The organism is Chryseobacterium sp. GM_Chr_2 (assembly GCF_026540445.1).
Taxonomy (GTDB): domain Bacteria; phylum Bacteroidota; class Bacteroidia; order Flavobacteriales; family Weeksellaceae; genus Chryseobacterium.
On sequence record NZ_JALNUD010000002.1, the window covers coordinates 207,726 to 223,614 of the forward strand.

Sequence of the window (15,889 nt, forward strand, 5' to 3'; positions counted from 1 at the left end):
ATATTTGTATATATTTTTCTTTAATTTTTATCAAGGTTGCAGTTATTAGGTTATAGATTGCGGGTTTTGTGGTCCAAATTTATAACTTATAAAGCACAACTTAAAAATTATTTTGAAAACATTTTTGCTACTTTTTCAGCTTTTTTACTTTCAGAGTAGTCATAAAAACCTTCGCCTGATTTTACGCCTAATTTCCCTGCCATCACCATATTTACCAATAATGGGTTCGGTGCATATTTAGGATTTTTGAAACCTTCATACATCACGTTTAAGATCGCTAAACAAACATCAAGACCGATAAAATCTGCCAATTGAAGTGGCCCCATCGGGTGTGCCATTCCTAATTTCATTACCGTATCAATTTCTTCAACTCCCGCTACACCGTTGTAAAGCGTTTCGATAGATTCGTTGATCATTGGCATTAGGATTCTGTTGGCTACAAATCCCGGATAATCATTTACTTCCACAGGAATTTTTCCTAAAGTTTTGCTCATTTCGTAAATTGAGTCAAAAGTTTCTTTAGAAGTAGAATATCCCTTAATAATTTCAACCAATTTCATGATTGGAACGGGATTCATAAAGTGCATTCCGATTACTTTATCTGCCCTTTTGGTAGCGGCAGCAATTTTGGTAATAGAAATAGAGGATGTATTGGTTGCCAAAATACAGTTTTCAGGTGCAAATTCATCCATCTGACCGAAAATTTTCAACTTTAATTCCTGATTTTCAGTAGCTGCTTCCACGATAAGATCCGCAGATCCTACAGCATCTTGTAAAGCCGTGAAAGAGGTGATATTTCCTAAAGTTTCGGCTTTTTGTTCTTCGGTAAGGTTACCCTTTGCAATTATTCTGTCAAGGTTCGTAGTAATGGTCTTCAAGCCTCTGTCTAAAGCATCTTGGGATACATCTACCAAGTTTACTTTAAAACCACTTTGTGCGAAAGTGTGTGCGATACCATTTCCCATGGTTCCTGCTCCGATAACTACAATGTTTTTGATCATTTTTCCTTATTTAGTTAAAATTATTTTTTATAGATAGTTAAGTTTTTTGCGTTGGCTAGATCTTTATTTGAAACAATCGTAACCTCTTCAAAATTGACGATTCCATCCTGATTTTGCTTTCTTTTTGCATTCTGAGAAAGCACTGCAGCCTGAAGCCCTTTTATAAAAATAGGTCTCTGTGTTTTAGAAAGAGCATCGATCCCGATATATAAATTGAATTCACCTTCTCTTCCAAGTCCAGATTGCTTCAAGACTTCAATTGATTTTATTTTGTTCTTTTTCTGAAATTGGTTTACATAATTCATTACTGGATCTGTGGACGGAGTTCCGCAACAGATGCTTCCGTACCCAATCTGTAGATAGCTTTGTCCTTTCTGCGCAAATGAAAATGCAAAACAGAAAATAGCGATTGTTAAAAATATCTTTTTCATGATAAAGTCTGCTTTTGTAAAGATTTTACTGCTTTAAAAATAAGCTTAAAATTCTATTTATTAAAATAGTCGAAAACGACTTTAGAAATATCCGAAATAACCTTGCAATTTACCACATCAGATTCAGTGGAATTGCTTATAAATACAGCAATTGCGTAATGTTTATCGTTAGGTAATGTCACAATTCCCATATCATTTTCAGCCACTGTCAAACCATTATCATACTTCCCGGAAGACCCCGTTTTATAAGCTGTAATTCCTTTTGGAAGCTGTTCTTTCAACTTATTTGTTCCGGTAGAAGTATTCAGCATGATATTGTACAGATAATCTGTAGATTTTTTGGAAAGTATTTTTCTGTCATAGAATTTTTTAAGCAAAGCAACCGCAGAATTGGTGGTGCTGTAGTTTTTGTATTGATTTTTCCAGTCTTTATGCATTTCGTCTTCATTTACTTTAATCTGAAAACCTTTTACACCTTTAGAATCCATGAATTTTTGAACCGTTTGAGGTCCGCCAATTAACTTCAATAAAAAATCACAACCGTTATTATCACTCCACGCAACCGTGTAATCAATGATTTCGCCTAAACTCAGCGTAATATCTCCTTTCGGATATTTCTTTTTGATGGGCGACCAGGTATTAGCTAATAATTCAGATTCTTTTAATGTATATTTCTGATTGAGCGAAAATTTTCCTTTATCCACCAAATCCAGAACCGCACAGGCAATATGAAACTTAAAAACGCTTAAAGTCGGTAGATTTTTATCACCGTTTTTGTTGTATTTAAAGTTGTTTTCAAAGCCTAAAACAGAAACTCCGACGGTCGCTTTTTTATCTTTTATAATGAAATTGATTTTCTGATCTAAAACCGACTGTTGCGCGAATGTGAACATCGAAATCAAAAAAAATAACAGGCTTATTTTTTTCATAATATTTTGTTTAAAATTAAATCCCTCTTAGAGACTAAAAGGGATTTGCAATTTAAGATTTTTTTTTACTTCACTTCGAAATAGTTCAGATTTACACCGTCGTTTTCAAATATAATTCTGAGTTTATTTTCTCCTTTTTTAAGGTTTAAACCTTTAGCAGAAACGGTTTTCCAGATTTCATTTCCGCCGGTAGAATTTAATGAAAAAGTTGCCAGTTGTTTTCCGGAAGCATCTTCAATTCTGATCTTTGCATTGTTATTGCTCGAATATCTGATGTCAAAACCATAGGCTTTATCGGCTTTTGCATTGATGGTGTACTGAAGCCATTCTCCTTTTTCAGTTTTTCCGACATAATATTTGTTGGTGATTTTATCATTACAAAGGTAAATATCAACGCCGTCATTTCTCATCTGATTTCCCGAATTCCATTCAGATCTTTTAGCCGGATCGCTTACCCAAAGATTTACGTAATCATTATCCTGATATGCAGATCCAATTCTTCCCAAATCATATTCCGAAGCGAAAACTCTTCCCGGAACGACATGATTTTTAAATGGTTTTGTAGAGGCATCCGTTGTCTGCCTGAACATCGCATCAATCACATCATTTTTAATTTCCGTATTACTGAATTTATAATTGTCAGCAATTTTCATCAAAGCTTTTGTTGCAAATTCTTTAGATGGTTTTTCACCACCATTTTTCCAATAATCCAATAGTTTTTGATATTCAGGCGTAATTTTTACGTTTGTAATTCCGGCAATATTGTCGATTTTTTTCATTGGCCAGAACGCGTAACCTATATTATGTTTGTTCAAAAGCTGAATCAGTTCTGTAAACCAAACGTTCGAATTTTCCCCCGTTTCTCCCAGCCAAATCGGGATATTATGCTTTTCTCTTAACTCTAAAATAGGTTTCAAAGTTGCGTCATCATTATTATTCCAATATTTATGAAAGCTAAATACCAGATTTTTATCCCAAAGCGGAGTCAGTCCGTTATAATTATTCCCCCAGCCGTTTCCTTCAAGAATAACAATATGTTTTTTATCAACCGTACGAATGGCTTCTGTAATATCTTTCTGCAGCTTCCAAAGTGGAGCATTCGACATTTCATCGGTTCCGTTCGGGTTTTTTCCTGTGAAATTAATGTTGGGTTCATTTATTAAATCATACCCACCAATCCAAGGCTCATCTTTATATCTTTCTGCTAATTTTTTCCAAAGAGCAATGGTCTTTTTCTGATTTTCTTCGCTTTCCCAAAGAGATGGTTTAGATTTATCATTATCAGAAATATTGACGTCATTTCCCTGTCCGCCAGGTACGGCGTGAAGATCGAGGATGAGATATAATTTATTGTCGGCGCACCATTTCAAAAGATCATCCGTCATTTTAAAACCTTCTTCCAGCCAGGTATTTTGTCCTTTTACAGGTTCTTTTTCAATCGGTAAAGTATACAGATTATAATGCATCGGAAGCCTGATCGAATTGAAACCTGCTTTCTTTAAAAAATCAATATCCTGCTTCGTGATACCGTTTTTCAGATAGGCTTTGTAGAAGTTTTCCATTCCATCTCTACCGATCAGTTCAGCAATTTTTTCTTTGATTTTGTATTGCGGGCCGGCAAAGTCTGCCGTTTTCAGCATATATCCTTCCTGCAGCATCCATCCCCCTAGGCCAAGGCCTCTGAGCTGAATGTTTTCTCCTTTATCATTAACAATTTTTTGACCATCCGTTTTTAATAATTGTGATGTCCCAAATTGAGACAATAATAAAGCGGATATTAGAATGGCTCTTTTCATAGTAGTTTTAATTTATTTGAGTATTAGGGATTGTTTAAAGAATGATAATTTAAAGTATCAACAAATATATTTAAAATTATTGAATGGAAATTAAAAAATAGTAAAAGAAAAATTAATCCTTCAGATTTGCTTAAATGATTAATAATTGTAATATTTAGTTCTGCTTTAAAATAAAATAAACTGCCTACAATAGCAGACAGTTTGTGTATATTAATTTTAATATTTCGATTAAAAATTACGAAATCAGCTTCATAATTTGCAATGCTATTTTCAATGCTTCGGTTCCATCTTCAATAGAAACTTCTACATTTTTATTTTCGGTAATAGAATCTGCGAAAGAATTTAATTCATCCAAAATGGCATTATTCGACTGAATATTTGGATATTCAAACAAAATCTGATTCTTTTCACCATCTGCATTTTCAATAATCATATCAAATGGAGTAGGGTGCTCAGGAGCATCTTTCATTCGGATCACCTCTGCTTTTTTCTCAAGGAAATCAACAGAAATATAAGCGTCTTTCTGGAAAAAACGACTTTTTCTCATCGCTTTCATCGAAATTCTTGAAGTCGTAAGATTGGCAACACAACCATTTTCAAACTCAATTCTTGCATTAGAAATATCCGGAGTTTTACTCACTACACAAACGCCGCTTGCATGAATATTTTTAACTTTAGATTTTACAATGCTTAATAAAATATCCAAATCATGAATCATCAGATCTAAAACCACAGAAACATCCGTTCCACGAGGATTGAATTCCGCCAGTCTGTGAATTTCAATAAACATCGGTTCTTTAATGTATTCCTTGGTCGCAATAAAGGCAGGATTATATCTTTCAACATGCCCAACCTGTGCCTTAATCCCGTTTTCCTGACATTTACGAAGGATTTCTTCAGCCTGCTCAAGCGTTTGCGTTACCGGCTTTTCAATAAAGAAATGAAGTCCTTTTTCAATCGCTTTCAATGCATAATCGTAATGATAAAGCGTGGGAGTCACGATATCCAACATATCGATCTGATCCAACAAATCATCAAAATTTTCAAAATATTTATATCCGAATTCGGCCTCTAATTTTTTTCCGTTTTCTACATCTTTATCATGGAAACCTACAAATTCATATTTATCTGATTGATTCAGAAGTCGTAAATGTATTTTTCCTAAATGTCCGGCTCCTACCAAACCTGCTTTTAACATAGCTGTATTAAATTTCTGTAAAGATAATGATTTTAGGTATTGGGAAATAGATGATAGGTTTTAGGTTGATAAATTATGAATGTTTTTTTACTTTTGTAAAAACTGTAACCTATAACTTAACAGCTACCATCTAAATGACGCAGGATTCGTTTGTACATAAAGGAAAAAGAAAGATTTTAGTAGATTATCTTCGAAACAGGATTGGGATTGCTGACGAAAATGTACTTTCGGCAATGAACCAGGTTCCGAGACACCTTTTTATCGAAAGTATTTTTGAAGATTACGCCTATGAAGACCGTGCCTTCCCGATTCTGGCACATCAAACCATTTCGCACCCATCTACCGTGGCAGAACAATCTGAACTGTTACAAGTAAGAGAAGGCGAAAAAGTTCTTGAAATCGGAACCGGTTGTGGTTATCAGACTGCTGTTCTTTTAGCAATGAAAGCCCATGTTTATACCGTTGAAAGACAAAAAGATCTTTTTGATTTTTCCAAGAAAAAGCTTCGCGAAATGCATCTGTATCCGAAATTTCAAAGCTTTGGAGATGGTTTTGCTGGACTTCCGACTTTTGCACCTTTCGACAGAATTATCGTCACTTGCGGAGCTTCCGTTTTACCAACAGAATTATTAAAACAATTGAAAGTAGGCGGAAAAATGGTGATTCCTTTAGGTCCGACTGACGAACAGGTTTTATACAGATTTACAAAAGTTTCTCCAACAGAATTTGAAAAAGAAGAATTTGGAGCTTATAAATTTGTGCCGATGTTAGGAAGTACAAATCAATAATATTATTTAGAAAAGTGAAGAATCTATAAAGAATTGGTAGGCGTGCTGGTCTCAAACACCAGTTCTTTATAATATCAATAGAAGCGGGCTTTAGCCTGTTTACAAAATCAAATTTTCTTTGTTTGACTTTAGCCTAAACTTATTTTTACAGGATTATTTCATAATTTTATAAGATAATTAAGGTAAAATGAATTCCGATATCCACAATTATAATGAATCCCAATCAGAATCTGATCAGATGATTTGCGAAAAATTATCAGAACTCATCAATGAAAATCTGACTGATGCGAAATCAAAAATATGGCATGCCCATCCCGTTTGGTTTTTAGATGAAAATCCAATTGTAGGCTATAGCAAGCAAATGAAGGGAATTCGATTGATGTTTTGGAGCGGAAAATCATTTAACGAAGAATTTTTAAATATACAAGGCGAAAAATTTCAGGATGCCTCAGTTTTTTATAATGATATTGCTGAAGTGAATGAAAATGATATTAAAAGAAGTCTTGAAAAATCAAAGGAAATTCAGTGGGATTATAAAAATCTTGTCAAAAGAAAAGGAGCGTTGATTTTGATAAAAAAAATAAATATTAAGAAAGGTTCGGAATGATAATTGAATTCAAAAAAATAGAATTTATTTAATAATAATGAACTTTTCGGATGACAATCAATTTTTACATATTAAAGTTACATAGAACCTTACTTTCTCAGGAGTAAGGTTTTTTATTTGAAAATAATAATCAAAATAATAACAAAATAGAATGAAAGTTTTCGTAAACAAAAGAATTCCTGAGATAGGAATTAACATGCTGAAAGATGCTGGATTAGAAGTGTTCATCCCCGAACATGAAACTTTATCACATGATGAATGGTTAAGCTACTGCAAAGAAAATGATGCAATTTTAAGCGTTGGAGGTGCATTTAAATACGATCAGGATTTCTTCAACGAATGCCCGAATATCAAAACAATTGCTTTGTATTCTGTAGGATTTGATCATGTAGATATAAATGAAGCCAACCAAAGACATATTCCCATCGGAAATACGCCGGATGTATTAAGCAAAGCGACTTCCGATGTTGCCTTTTTATTAATGCAATCGGTTGCAAGAAGAGCAAGTTTTAATTTTGAGAAAGTAAAAAGCGGAAATTGGGGCGATTTTGATCCGCTTCATGCTTTAGGTCAGGAACTGTACGGAAAAACATTAGGGATTTTTGGATTGGGCAGAATTGGCTTTGAGATGGCTAAAAAGGCTCAGAAAGCATTTGATATGAAGATTATTTATCACAATCGCCATCATAATGAAGAAGCAGAAAGAGAACTCAATGCAAAATATGTTTCGTTTGATGAACTCATCGAGCAGTCCGATGTTTTAAGTATTCATGCGAATTTCAGAGCTGAACAGAAAGAATTATTCAATGCTTCTATTTTCGAAAAAATGAAACCGAATGCTATTTTTATAAACACGGCGAGAGGTGGTTTCCATAATCAGAAAGACCTGTATGATGCTTTGGCTGAACATAAGATCTGGGGTGCCGGACTGGATGTAACGAATCCTGAACCAATTTTCAAAGACGATCCTATTCTGGAACTTTCAAATGTTTGTGTTTTGCCACACATCGGTTCTGCAACAATAGAAGCGAGAGAGGGAATGGCGAGACTAGCTGCTGAAAATATCATTGCGTTTTCAAAAGGAGAGAAGCTTCCGCATTGTGCAAATCCTGAAGTGTATACTCAATAATGTGAATTTTACAGGCTGGAAGATGGAAGCAGGAGGTTGATTTTGAAAGACGCTTTTAAAACTTCAATCTTCCATCTTCCAGCCGATAATCTCATTTCTAAATCAAAAAATTAAAATTTCATTTAAATTTTCCTTCTCAGAAAGCTTGGAATCATTTTTGAGGATTACAAATTACACTAAAATATTAATATTATGATACCAGAAGATAATCCTAAAGAACAGGAAAGAAAATTAGAACAAATGGATTACAGTCCAAACGAAGATATTTTTAATCAGGAAAAACATATTCCCTTAGATGGCGACGGACATCCAATTTTTAATGAAAATAAAGATGATGACAAAATCGATAAAGGACTAGATATTCCAGGCGTTGATGACGATGATGAAATGGAAGAAATTGGTTCCGAAGATGAAGAAAATAATTACTGGAGCCTAAGTGACAATGATGACGATCATGAAGAAGAAAATGATGATGTTTTAACTTAAAAGTTCTCACTTTATATAAATGACCTTGCTGAATTTCAGCGAGGTTTTTTTGTTAAATTTAAATGTATTTTCCACTCTAAAAATTCCCCTCCCTTGGAGGGGTGGATTCGACCGAAGGAAGAAGACGGGGTGGTTTAATAAAACACAAACCATTAAAAACAACAAATAATGAAAGAAATCTTAACCGAAATAAAAGGAGTTCTCATCCACAAAAATTTTATAGAAAACTTACCATACAATCCAAAATTAAAACCATTATTAAACGGAAAACGAAAAGCCGGAATTCTTAGCGAAGTTTTATTTTGGAGACAAGTCCGAGCCAAAACATTTCATCAAATAGATTTCGATAGACAAAGAATCATCGGAAATTATATAGTAGATTTTTATGTGAAAAACTTAGGTTTAGTCATTGAAATCGATGGCTGGAGTCATGATACAAAAGAAATGTATGATGATATTAGACAAAAATACCTTGAATCTTTAGGCTTAAAAATCTTTAAAATTACAGATTTTGATGTTAAAAATAATTTATCAGTTGTCATGAATAGCTTAGAGAACTTTATTATTGAAAATTATAAATACTAATTCAGCTTATCCATAAATCTTTTAGCGATGTGAAAATTCCCCTCCTTTGGAGGGGTGGATTCGACCAAAGGGAGAAGACGGGGTGGTTTGAAACAGTTACAAAAAAAAATATTGATTTTCAAACCACCCCCTCAAAAATTCTTTGAATTTTCGCCACCCCTCCAAAGGAGGGGAATTCACTATACAATTCAATTTTCACACATTATTTGCACGAGTTTTCCAAATTGAATATCTTTAAAACTTTGAATTTTCAATTAACTTTCAACGTAAAACATAGAACTTTAAACTGTAATATGACTTTCCAGGAACAGATACAACAAGGCATACCGAGCCAATTGCCGCAGCCAAAACCATACGAAATCAATATCAATCATGCTCCGAAACGTAAGGAGATTTTAGGAGAAGAAGAGAAAAAATTAGCGTTTAAGAATGCTTTACGTTATTTCGAACCTCAATTTCATGCAGAGTTATTGCCTGAATTTAAGGAAGAATTAGAAAAATACGGAAGAATTTATATGTATCGTTTTCGTCCGGATTACGAGATGAAAGCGAGAGATATTGCCGAATATCCCGGAAAATCTGAGCAGGCAAAAGCGATCATGCTGATGATTCAAAACAATTTGGATTATGCGGTTGCACAACATCCTCATGAATTGATTACTTATGGTGGAAATGGTGCTGTTTTCTCGAACTGGGCACAATATCTTTTGACCATGAAATATCTGTCGGAAATGACGGACGAACAAACATTAACTATGTATTCCGGGCATCCGATGGGGTTATTCCCTTCTCATAAAGATGCTCCAAGAGTTGTTGTGACGAACGGAATGATGATTCCGAATTATTCTAAACCCGATGATTGGGAGAAATTCAATGCATTGGGCGTTACGCAATACGGGCAAATGACGGCGGGAAGTTATATGTACATCGGTCCACAAGGGATTGTTCACGGTACGACGATTACGGTGCTGAATGCTTTCAGAAAAATTAATAAAGAACCAAAAGGAGGATTATTTGTAACGTCAGGATTAGGCGGAATGTCCGGAGCTCAGCCGAAAGCAGGAAATATTGCGGGTTGCGTTACGGTCATTGCAGAAGTCAATCCAAAGATTACAAAAATTCGTCACGATCAGAAATGGGTGAATGAAATTCATGAAAACATTGATGAATTGGTAAAAAGAGTCAAGAAAGCGCAGGGAAATCAGGAAACGGTTTCGTTGGCGTATTTGGGAAATATTGTTGAGGTTTGGGAAAAATTTGCTGACGTAGGCTTAAGAATCGATATCGGTTCAGACCAGACTTCGCTTCACAATCCTTGGGCAGGCGGTTATTATCCTGTAGGGCAAACGTTTGAAGAATCTAATATCATGATGGCAGAAGATCCTGAATTATTCAAAGAAAAAGTTCAGGAAACGTTGAGAAGACACGCGGCGGCCATCAATAAACATACAGAAAAAGGAACCTATTTCTTCGATTACGGAAACGCATTTTTGTTGGAAGCATCAAGAGCCGGAGCCGATGTAATGGCGGAAAATCCTACGTTGGGAAGAGAATTTAAGTTCCCTTCTTATGTTCAGGATATTATGGGGCCTATGTGTTTTGATTATGGTTTCGGGCCTTTCCGTTGGGTTTGTACAAGCGGAAAGCCGGAAGATTTACAGAAAACAGACGAAATTGCATGTGAGGTTTTAGAAGAAATGATTAAAAATTCTCCTGAAGAAATTCAACAACAGATGAAGGATAATATTCAGTGGATTAAAGGTGCACAGGAAAATAAACTGGTCGTGGGTTCACAGGCGAGAATCTTATATGCCGATGCAGAAGGAAGAATGAAAATAGCAGAAGCCTTCAACAAAGCCATTAAAAACGGAGAGATCGGACCAGTAGTTTTGGGTAGAGATCATCACGATGTTTCGGGCACGGATTCGCCTTACAGAGAGACTTCCAATATTTATGACGGTTCGAGATTCACGGCAGATATGGCGATTCACAATGTGATTGGCGACAGTTTCCGTGGGGCGACGTGGGTTTCCATTCACAATGGAGGTGGCGTTGGCTGGGGCGAAGTGATCAACGGTGGTTTCGGGATGTTGCTCGATGGAAGTGATGATGCCGACAGAAGATTAAAATCAATGCTTTTCTGGGACGTGAACAACGGAATCTCCAGACGAAGCTGGGCAAGAAATGAAGGCGCTGTTTTCGCCATCAAAAGAGCCATGGAAGCAGAACCCAATCTGAAAGTTACCCTTCCGAATTTTGTAGACGATAGTTTGTTTTAACATACTTTGTCAAAGTTTAAATCTTTGACAAAGTTTTCCAATACAAAAACCTGCTGTGAGGCAGGTATACTATTGAGAAATATTTTTCTTTACGCTGGTGCGAGCATCTTGCTCGTACCTTATTTATGGATGCACAAGCCTGAAAGCCCGCGATAGCGAGGGGGGATTTCTATTTACCCTTTAATTATACTTCTTTCAATTTCCTTTAATTTTTCTTGAAATTTTAATTGTGCAACGTTATTTATATCTAATACTAAATTTAACTTTAAAGTCGTAATTTTATTTCCTAACAGATGTTCTTGCTTAATATTTTCTAATTGTTTTTTTATTTCATATGGATAATCCCAGAGTTGTTCAACAACATTAGAAGCAGTGTCTGCTAAATGGTTTTTCAAATCTGAAAAATCTTCAATAATATAAGTACTTTTAACATCTATCATCCAATTAAGTAATTGTTCAAATATTTGAGCATATTTAATTGATGCATAATATAATCCTTTAATATCAGATGGTTGACCTGGTTCGTTAACGAATTTTGTTATTATGGGAAATAAATTTGTTAAATTATCTATTATACTTAATATTGACTTTAGCCTATTGGAGCCCCAATCTGTCAATTCTTGTAAATCATCTATAAAATTTTTAGGCTCTATCAAAATTGAATATTTAATATCATTTTTTAAAAATTCTTTTTTCTCAATTTCATCAATAAAAGTTTGATAAAGAAATTCAATTTCATAGTATTCATTTTTCTCAATAAGAATTTTAATACACTTTTCACTAAGATTAATTTTGAAAAAATCATCTATACTTTTATCAAAAATATTTTTTATTTTCAAACTATCTTTGAATAAATACGACAATTGATTTTTTAAAGTTTCTATAATTTCTCTTGATTGCTCAAAAGGAAAAACCCATAAATTTCTATTGTTTCTTATATCTTCTATAAATTCAAATATTTTATTATTATCAACAATTTTAGAGAAATCAGCATCTTTATTATCTTTCCATATATTTAAAGTTGTCAAAATGTTTTTATCAATAAAGCAAAAAATAGGAATTCCTTTTTGTTTTGCAGTTAAGAATTCTGTATTGGTTATTGATTTTCCACTTTCTATAATACTCCCATATCTATTGCCTACAATTAATACTAACATATCTGCATTTTCCTTTACATTTTTAATGCAATTTTCGACTGCAGTTAAATCTGGGGAAACAGGAAAGTTATTATATTCTGATAGGATAGGATTGTGTCCAGAATCTTTTATGAAGTCATTTATGTTTGCTCTTAATTGTGATAAATCATAGCAAGTTGAACTAATAAAAATATTAAGATTATTCATTAATTAAAATTATCGGATATATAATATCAAATATAATCATTAAAATAATTTTTCTTCGATAAATTTCACATCAGATTCAACTAAATTAACTTCATCTTCAGAAAAATCTATTGTGAAATCAATAGGTTTATTATTTTTAAACTGTGTATTTAAAGAACTTGTTGAGCCTTCCATAAATAAGATATGTAATCTAACATTGGCTATAACTTTTTTTACAATAATTTTTTTTCGATCTTGATTTTCAGTATCATAATCGAGGCTGATTATCTCTATATATTCAACGCTATCAACAGGTTTTTCTTTAACATCTTTATATTCTGATAATAATTTATCCTTGATTAGTTTTGATAGCTCATCCTTAATTCTTTTTTCGTCTTTTTCTAACATAATTTAATTTTTAATTATAGAATATCTAACAACCTATAATTATCAAATGTATAAAAATGATGTTATTATTTTTTTCAGTATTTATACGGAATTATCTTTTTTATTCTGTTCCAACCATCCAATACCTCCGATCATCCCAAACACCCTTAAAACAAATCACGGGAGTCCTCCGTTTATTTAAAACAAGGTTGTTTGTAATCTCCGGAGGTCTCCGTTTTTCTCCTGCAAGTTGCGGGGAATCTTCGGAGATGTCCGGTGATTTGTTTTAAGGTTAGTTGTAACTAAACAACTTTTTTATATATTTGATTTTTAATTTGTTAATTCAAAAAACACAAACAAATGAATATTGCACTCACAAAATTAAACACTAAAGACCTTGCGACTTTAGCACAAAGAATTATTTCAAATTCTCAATCGGGAAAATATCCTGTTATTACCAATCATCCACTTGTAGCGGCTTTAGAAACTTCATATACCGAATACGACAAGGTGTATACGAAGCAGGTCTATAGCGGAAAAGGGACAGATGTTGCCACGGCAGATCATGAAAGAGATTTGGCGTACACCAATCTCAAAGGCTTTCTGAACGGCTATCGAATGCTGACTTCTGTACCCAATTATCAGTTGGCGGAGGACTTGTATGGCGTATTTAAGACTTTTGGATTGGATCTGGATCGTTTAAGTTATTCTTCGCAAACGGCTCAAATGAAAAAGCTGATTGAAGCATTGGAGACTGCTGAAAATCAACATAAAATCACACTTCTTTCTTTAGACACGGCTTTTACAGAGATGAAATCTAAGCAGGCAGCTTTTGAAACTCTGTTTGCAGAACAGGCAGAAGCGAATGCAGACCTTCGACTAATGACTAGCGCCTCGGCCATTCGAAAGGATCTGGAGAAAACGTTGAAGGCTTACCTCAATCTCGTAACGGTAATGAAAGAGGTTCCGGGTTGGGAACTTTTCTACCGCGATACGAACGAGCAGGTAAAGGCCGCGAAAAATTCTGAACTTAATAAGAAAGATCAAACTCCTCCTAATTTAGCTATAATTTAAGTCATTCAAAACCTGCTTTATGCGGGTTTTATTTTTACTTATATTCATTGATTTAGCCCGTTATGCATTTTGCAAAAGTTTGGTATTAGATGCGTCAGTTCGAGTGTTTTTTTCGTAACAAAGCGGAGAAAAAATGTATCGAGAACAGATTCATCTTTAAAATTACAAACTTCTCGATACGATTTTTTTCAAAAATCTACTCGAAGTGACGAAAACAAATCAAAATGTATAACAAGTTAATTTATTATATTTGTAATAAGATAATGATACTTAAAAACATAAAATAATGATAGCAGAAATAGAAAAATACATCGAAATTCAGAATAATATAGATGAGATTCTGAAAAATTCTCCTTTCAAAATGTCTTATATCATCGAGAAATCAGGAATTAAGAAGCCTACTTTTTTCAAGAAATTAAAGGAGAAAAGATTTACGCCGGAAGAGCTTTTGATTATTTCTAAAACGATAGAGATTAAAGAATGGCGTAATGAAACGAAAGAAGAGATTTTGGAGTCTTTAAAAAGGGCAGAAGAGGATATTAAAAATGGGAGAACAACAGATTTCTATGAATTTGTAAATGAAAGAAGAGAAAGATTAAAGTCTGCGAAGAATGCCTAAAGTAAAAATTTCAGATGATGCAAAAGCTGATTTAATAAGAATAGAAGAATATCTCGTTAATAAATGGAATGAAAAAGTTGCTGATGATTTTTATCTGAAGCTAATTGATGCAATTGACATTCTTGAGAATACAAATGTTGTTTTTGAGCGGTATGAAAATACTCGTTTTAGAAAATTGCTTTTAACGAAACACAATTCTGTGATCTATGATATTAATGAAGAATTAATTACCATTGTCCGCATCCTTCAAAACTTCCAAAACCCCGAAGATAATTATGAATCACTAAAATAATATGATTAAAATAAAGAATTAAACTAATGAAAAAACTAGGGATTATCGGCTGCGGCTGGCTGGGAACGCATATTGCAGAACGAGTAGCAGGCCGATACGAAATATTCGCGACCACAACTTCCGAATCTAAAATAGAAGAATTTTCTTCAAAAGGATATCACACAACAGTAGTGGATTTTCCGGATGCTCCTTCTGAAATAAATGAATGGGAAGTCGCTTCAGAATTAGACGCGATCATTATTACGGTTCCTATTTCAGGAATCAGAGGAGCGCAGATTTCGATGAAAGAAAGATATGACAACCTGTTAAAATTCCTCGGAAATTATAAAGGTCAATTGTTTTTAATAAGTTCTACCGGAGTTTATCCTCAAACGGAAGAAATAGAATTTACGGAAGAAGATCAGCCCGCGGGAAATGTAGAAAGTGAGAATTTTATTTTAGCGAAATTTCCTCAAGCTAATATTTTAAGATTGGCCGGATTAATGGGAGATCAACGATTATTGAAGAATTATAATATTTCCGGATTGGATCAGTTGGTGAATCATATTCATTATGCAGATATTGTTTCGGTGGTTGAAAAAATGTTGGACAATCAATCACAGTCTAAAGTGTATAATGTAGTTGCGCCTATTCATCCGAATAAAGAAGAGATCATCAATGCTCAGAAAGATTTACCGTATTCGGGAGAGCGAACAACAAAAGGAAGATTGATTTCACCTGCAAAATTAATTTCAGAATTGAATTTTGAATTTCAATATCCTGACCCGAGGTATTTTCATCTTTAAAATTTGGGTAAGTATTTGTCATTTTGATGAAGGAAGAATCTATGCAGATATTATTAGAGATTCTTCAATCCGCTTCGCTACTTTCAGAATCATAAAGAAAACCTTAGATAAAATTTAAACAGGGTCTTAAAGAAAAAATTAAACTCGTTATGAAATAATCTGAGCCCTTTCCAACCTTTTC

Annotated in this window: 17 protein-coding genes; 10 read left to right on the plus strand and 7 right to left on the minus strand. The window is 33.8% G+C overall.

Annotation, left to right across the window (positions count from 1 at the left end):
- Window positions 1–107: 107 nt before the first annotated feature.
- The 5 genes from OXQ85_RS04275 to OXQ85_RS04295 all read right to left on the minus strand — a co-directional run bounded on the left by OXQ85_RS04275 (window position 108) and on the right by OXQ85_RS04295 (window position 5,355).
- The gene (locus tag OXQ85_RS04275; protein WP_267402821.1) at window positions 108–998 is read right to left on the minus strand and encodes a 3-hydroxybutyryl-CoA dehydrogenase; all 891 of its coding nucleotides are present in this window, start codon (window positions 996–998) and stop codon (window positions 108–110) included.
- Window positions 999–1,021: 23 nt separating this feature from the next.
- Complete coding sequence (locus OXQ85_RS04280) at window positions 1,022–1,432, minus strand: hypothetical protein (protein WP_267402572.1); 411 nt, start codon at window positions 1,430–1,432, stop codon at window positions 1,022–1,024.
- A 53-nt stretch (window positions 1,433–1,485) separates the two neighbouring features.
- Window positions 1,486–2,361 carry a CGA/CIA family class A beta-lactamase gene (gene bla-A, locus OXQ85_RS04285; RefSeq protein WP_267402573.1) on the minus strand — a complete coding sequence of 292 codons (876 nt, stop codon included), beginning with the start codon at window positions 2,359–2,361 and terminating at the stop codon, window positions 1,486–1,488.
- 65 nt (window positions 2,362–2,426) lie between these two features.
- On the minus strand, window positions 2,427–4,157 hold the full coding sequence (locus OXQ85_RS04290; protein WP_267402574.1) for a cellulase family glycosylhydrolase: 1,731 nt from the start codon (window positions 4,155–4,157) through the stop codon (window positions 2,427–2,429).
- 235 nt (window positions 4,158–4,392) lie between these two features.
- Window positions 4,393–5,355 (minus strand): Gfo/Idh/MocA family oxidoreductase, encoded by a 963-nt coding sequence (locus OXQ85_RS04295; RefSeq protein ID WP_267402575.1) that lies wholly within the window; start codon window positions 5,353–5,355, stop codon window positions 4,393–4,395.
- Between the two features lie 134 nt (window positions 5,356–5,489).
- On the opposite strand from OXQ85_RS04295, the gene OXQ85_RS04300 reads away from it, so the two are divergent.
- The 6 genes from OXQ85_RS04300 to OXQ85_RS04325 all read left to right on the plus strand — a co-directional run bounded on the left by OXQ85_RS04300 (window position 5,490) and on the right by OXQ85_RS04325 (window position 11,229).
- Window positions 5,490–6,143 carry a protein-L-isoaspartate(D-aspartate) O-methyltransferase gene (locus tag OXQ85_RS04300; RefSeq protein WP_267402576.1) on the plus strand — a complete coding sequence of 218 codons (654 nt, stop codon included), beginning with the start codon at window positions 5,490–5,492 and terminating at the stop codon, window positions 6,141–6,143.
- A gap of 187 nt (window positions 6,144–6,330) precedes the next feature.
- Window positions 6,331–6,750 (plus strand): DUF1801 domain-containing protein, encoded by a 420-nt coding sequence (locus OXQ85_RS04305; protein ID WP_267402577.1) that lies wholly within the window; start codon window positions 6,331–6,333, stop codon window positions 6,748–6,750.
- A 151-nt stretch (window positions 6,751–6,901) separates the two neighbouring features.
- Complete coding sequence (locus OXQ85_RS04310) at window positions 6,902–7,879, plus strand: D-glycerate dehydrogenase (protein ID WP_267402578.1); 978 nt, start codon at window positions 6,902–6,904, stop codon at window positions 7,877–7,879.
- A 192-nt stretch (window positions 7,880–8,071) separates the two neighbouring features.
- Window positions 8,072–8,365, plus strand: coding sequence for a hypothetical protein (locus tag OXQ85_RS04315; RefSeq protein WP_267402579.1), 294 nt, complete (start codon window positions 8,072–8,074; stop codon window positions 8,363–8,365).
- A 168-nt stretch (window positions 8,366–8,533) separates the two neighbouring features.
- Window positions 8,534–8,950 carry an endonuclease domain-containing protein gene (locus tag OXQ85_RS04320; RefSeq protein ID WP_267402580.1) on the plus strand — a complete coding sequence of 139 codons (417 nt, stop codon included), beginning with the start codon at window positions 8,534–8,536 and terminating at the stop codon, window positions 8,948–8,950.
- A gap of 293 nt (window positions 8,951–9,243) precedes the next feature.
- Entirely contained in the window at window positions 9,244–11,229 is a 1,986-nt protein-coding gene (locus OXQ85_RS04325; protein ID WP_267402822.1) for a urocanate hydratase, read from the plus strand.
- 173 nt (window positions 11,230–11,402) lie between these two features.
- Here the strand turns inward: OXQ85_RS04325 and OXQ85_RS04330 are convergent, their stop codons facing one another.
- Window positions 11,403–12,572, minus strand: coding sequence for a DUF4062 domain-containing protein (locus tag OXQ85_RS04330; RefSeq protein ID WP_267402581.1), 1,170 nt, complete (start codon window positions 12,570–12,572; stop codon window positions 11,403–11,405).
- A 39-nt stretch (window positions 12,573–12,611) separates the two neighbouring features.
- Window positions 12,612–12,959, minus strand: a complete 348-nt coding sequence (locus OXQ85_RS04335) for a hypothetical protein (RefSeq protein WP_267402582.1) — start codon at window positions 12,957–12,959, stop codon at window positions 12,612–12,614.
- A 339-nt stretch (window positions 12,960–13,298) separates the two neighbouring features.
- On the opposite strand from OXQ85_RS04335, the gene OXQ85_RS04340 reads away from it, so the two are divergent.
- From OXQ85_RS04340 to OXQ85_RS04355, 4 genes are all read left to right on the plus strand, one after another.
- A complete protein-coding gene (locus tag OXQ85_RS04340) occupies window positions 13,299–14,012 on the plus strand; it encodes a DUF6261 family protein (RefSeq protein WP_267402583.1) in 714 nt (237 codons plus the stop codon).
- Window positions 14,013–14,298: 286 nt separating this feature from the next.
- A complete protein-coding gene (locus tag OXQ85_RS04345) occupies window positions 14,299–14,631 on the plus strand; it encodes a hypothetical protein (RefSeq protein WP_267402584.1) in 333 nt (110 codons plus the stop codon).
- The gene (locus OXQ85_RS04350) at window positions 14,624–14,923 is read left to right on the plus strand and encodes a type II toxin-antitoxin system RelE/ParE family toxin (RefSeq protein ID WP_267402585.1); all 300 of its coding nucleotides are present in this window, start codon (window positions 14,624–14,626) and stop codon (window positions 14,921–14,923) included. Before OXQ85_RS04345 ends, OXQ85_RS04350 begins: the two co-directional genes overlap by 8 nt.
- Before the next feature lie 26 nt (window positions 14,924–14,949).
- The gene (locus OXQ85_RS04355; protein WP_267402586.1) at window positions 14,950–15,708 is read left to right on the plus strand and encodes a hypothetical protein; all 759 of its coding nucleotides are present in this window, start codon (window positions 14,950–14,952) and stop codon (window positions 15,706–15,708) included.
- Window positions 15,709–15,889: the final 181 nt, after the last annotated feature.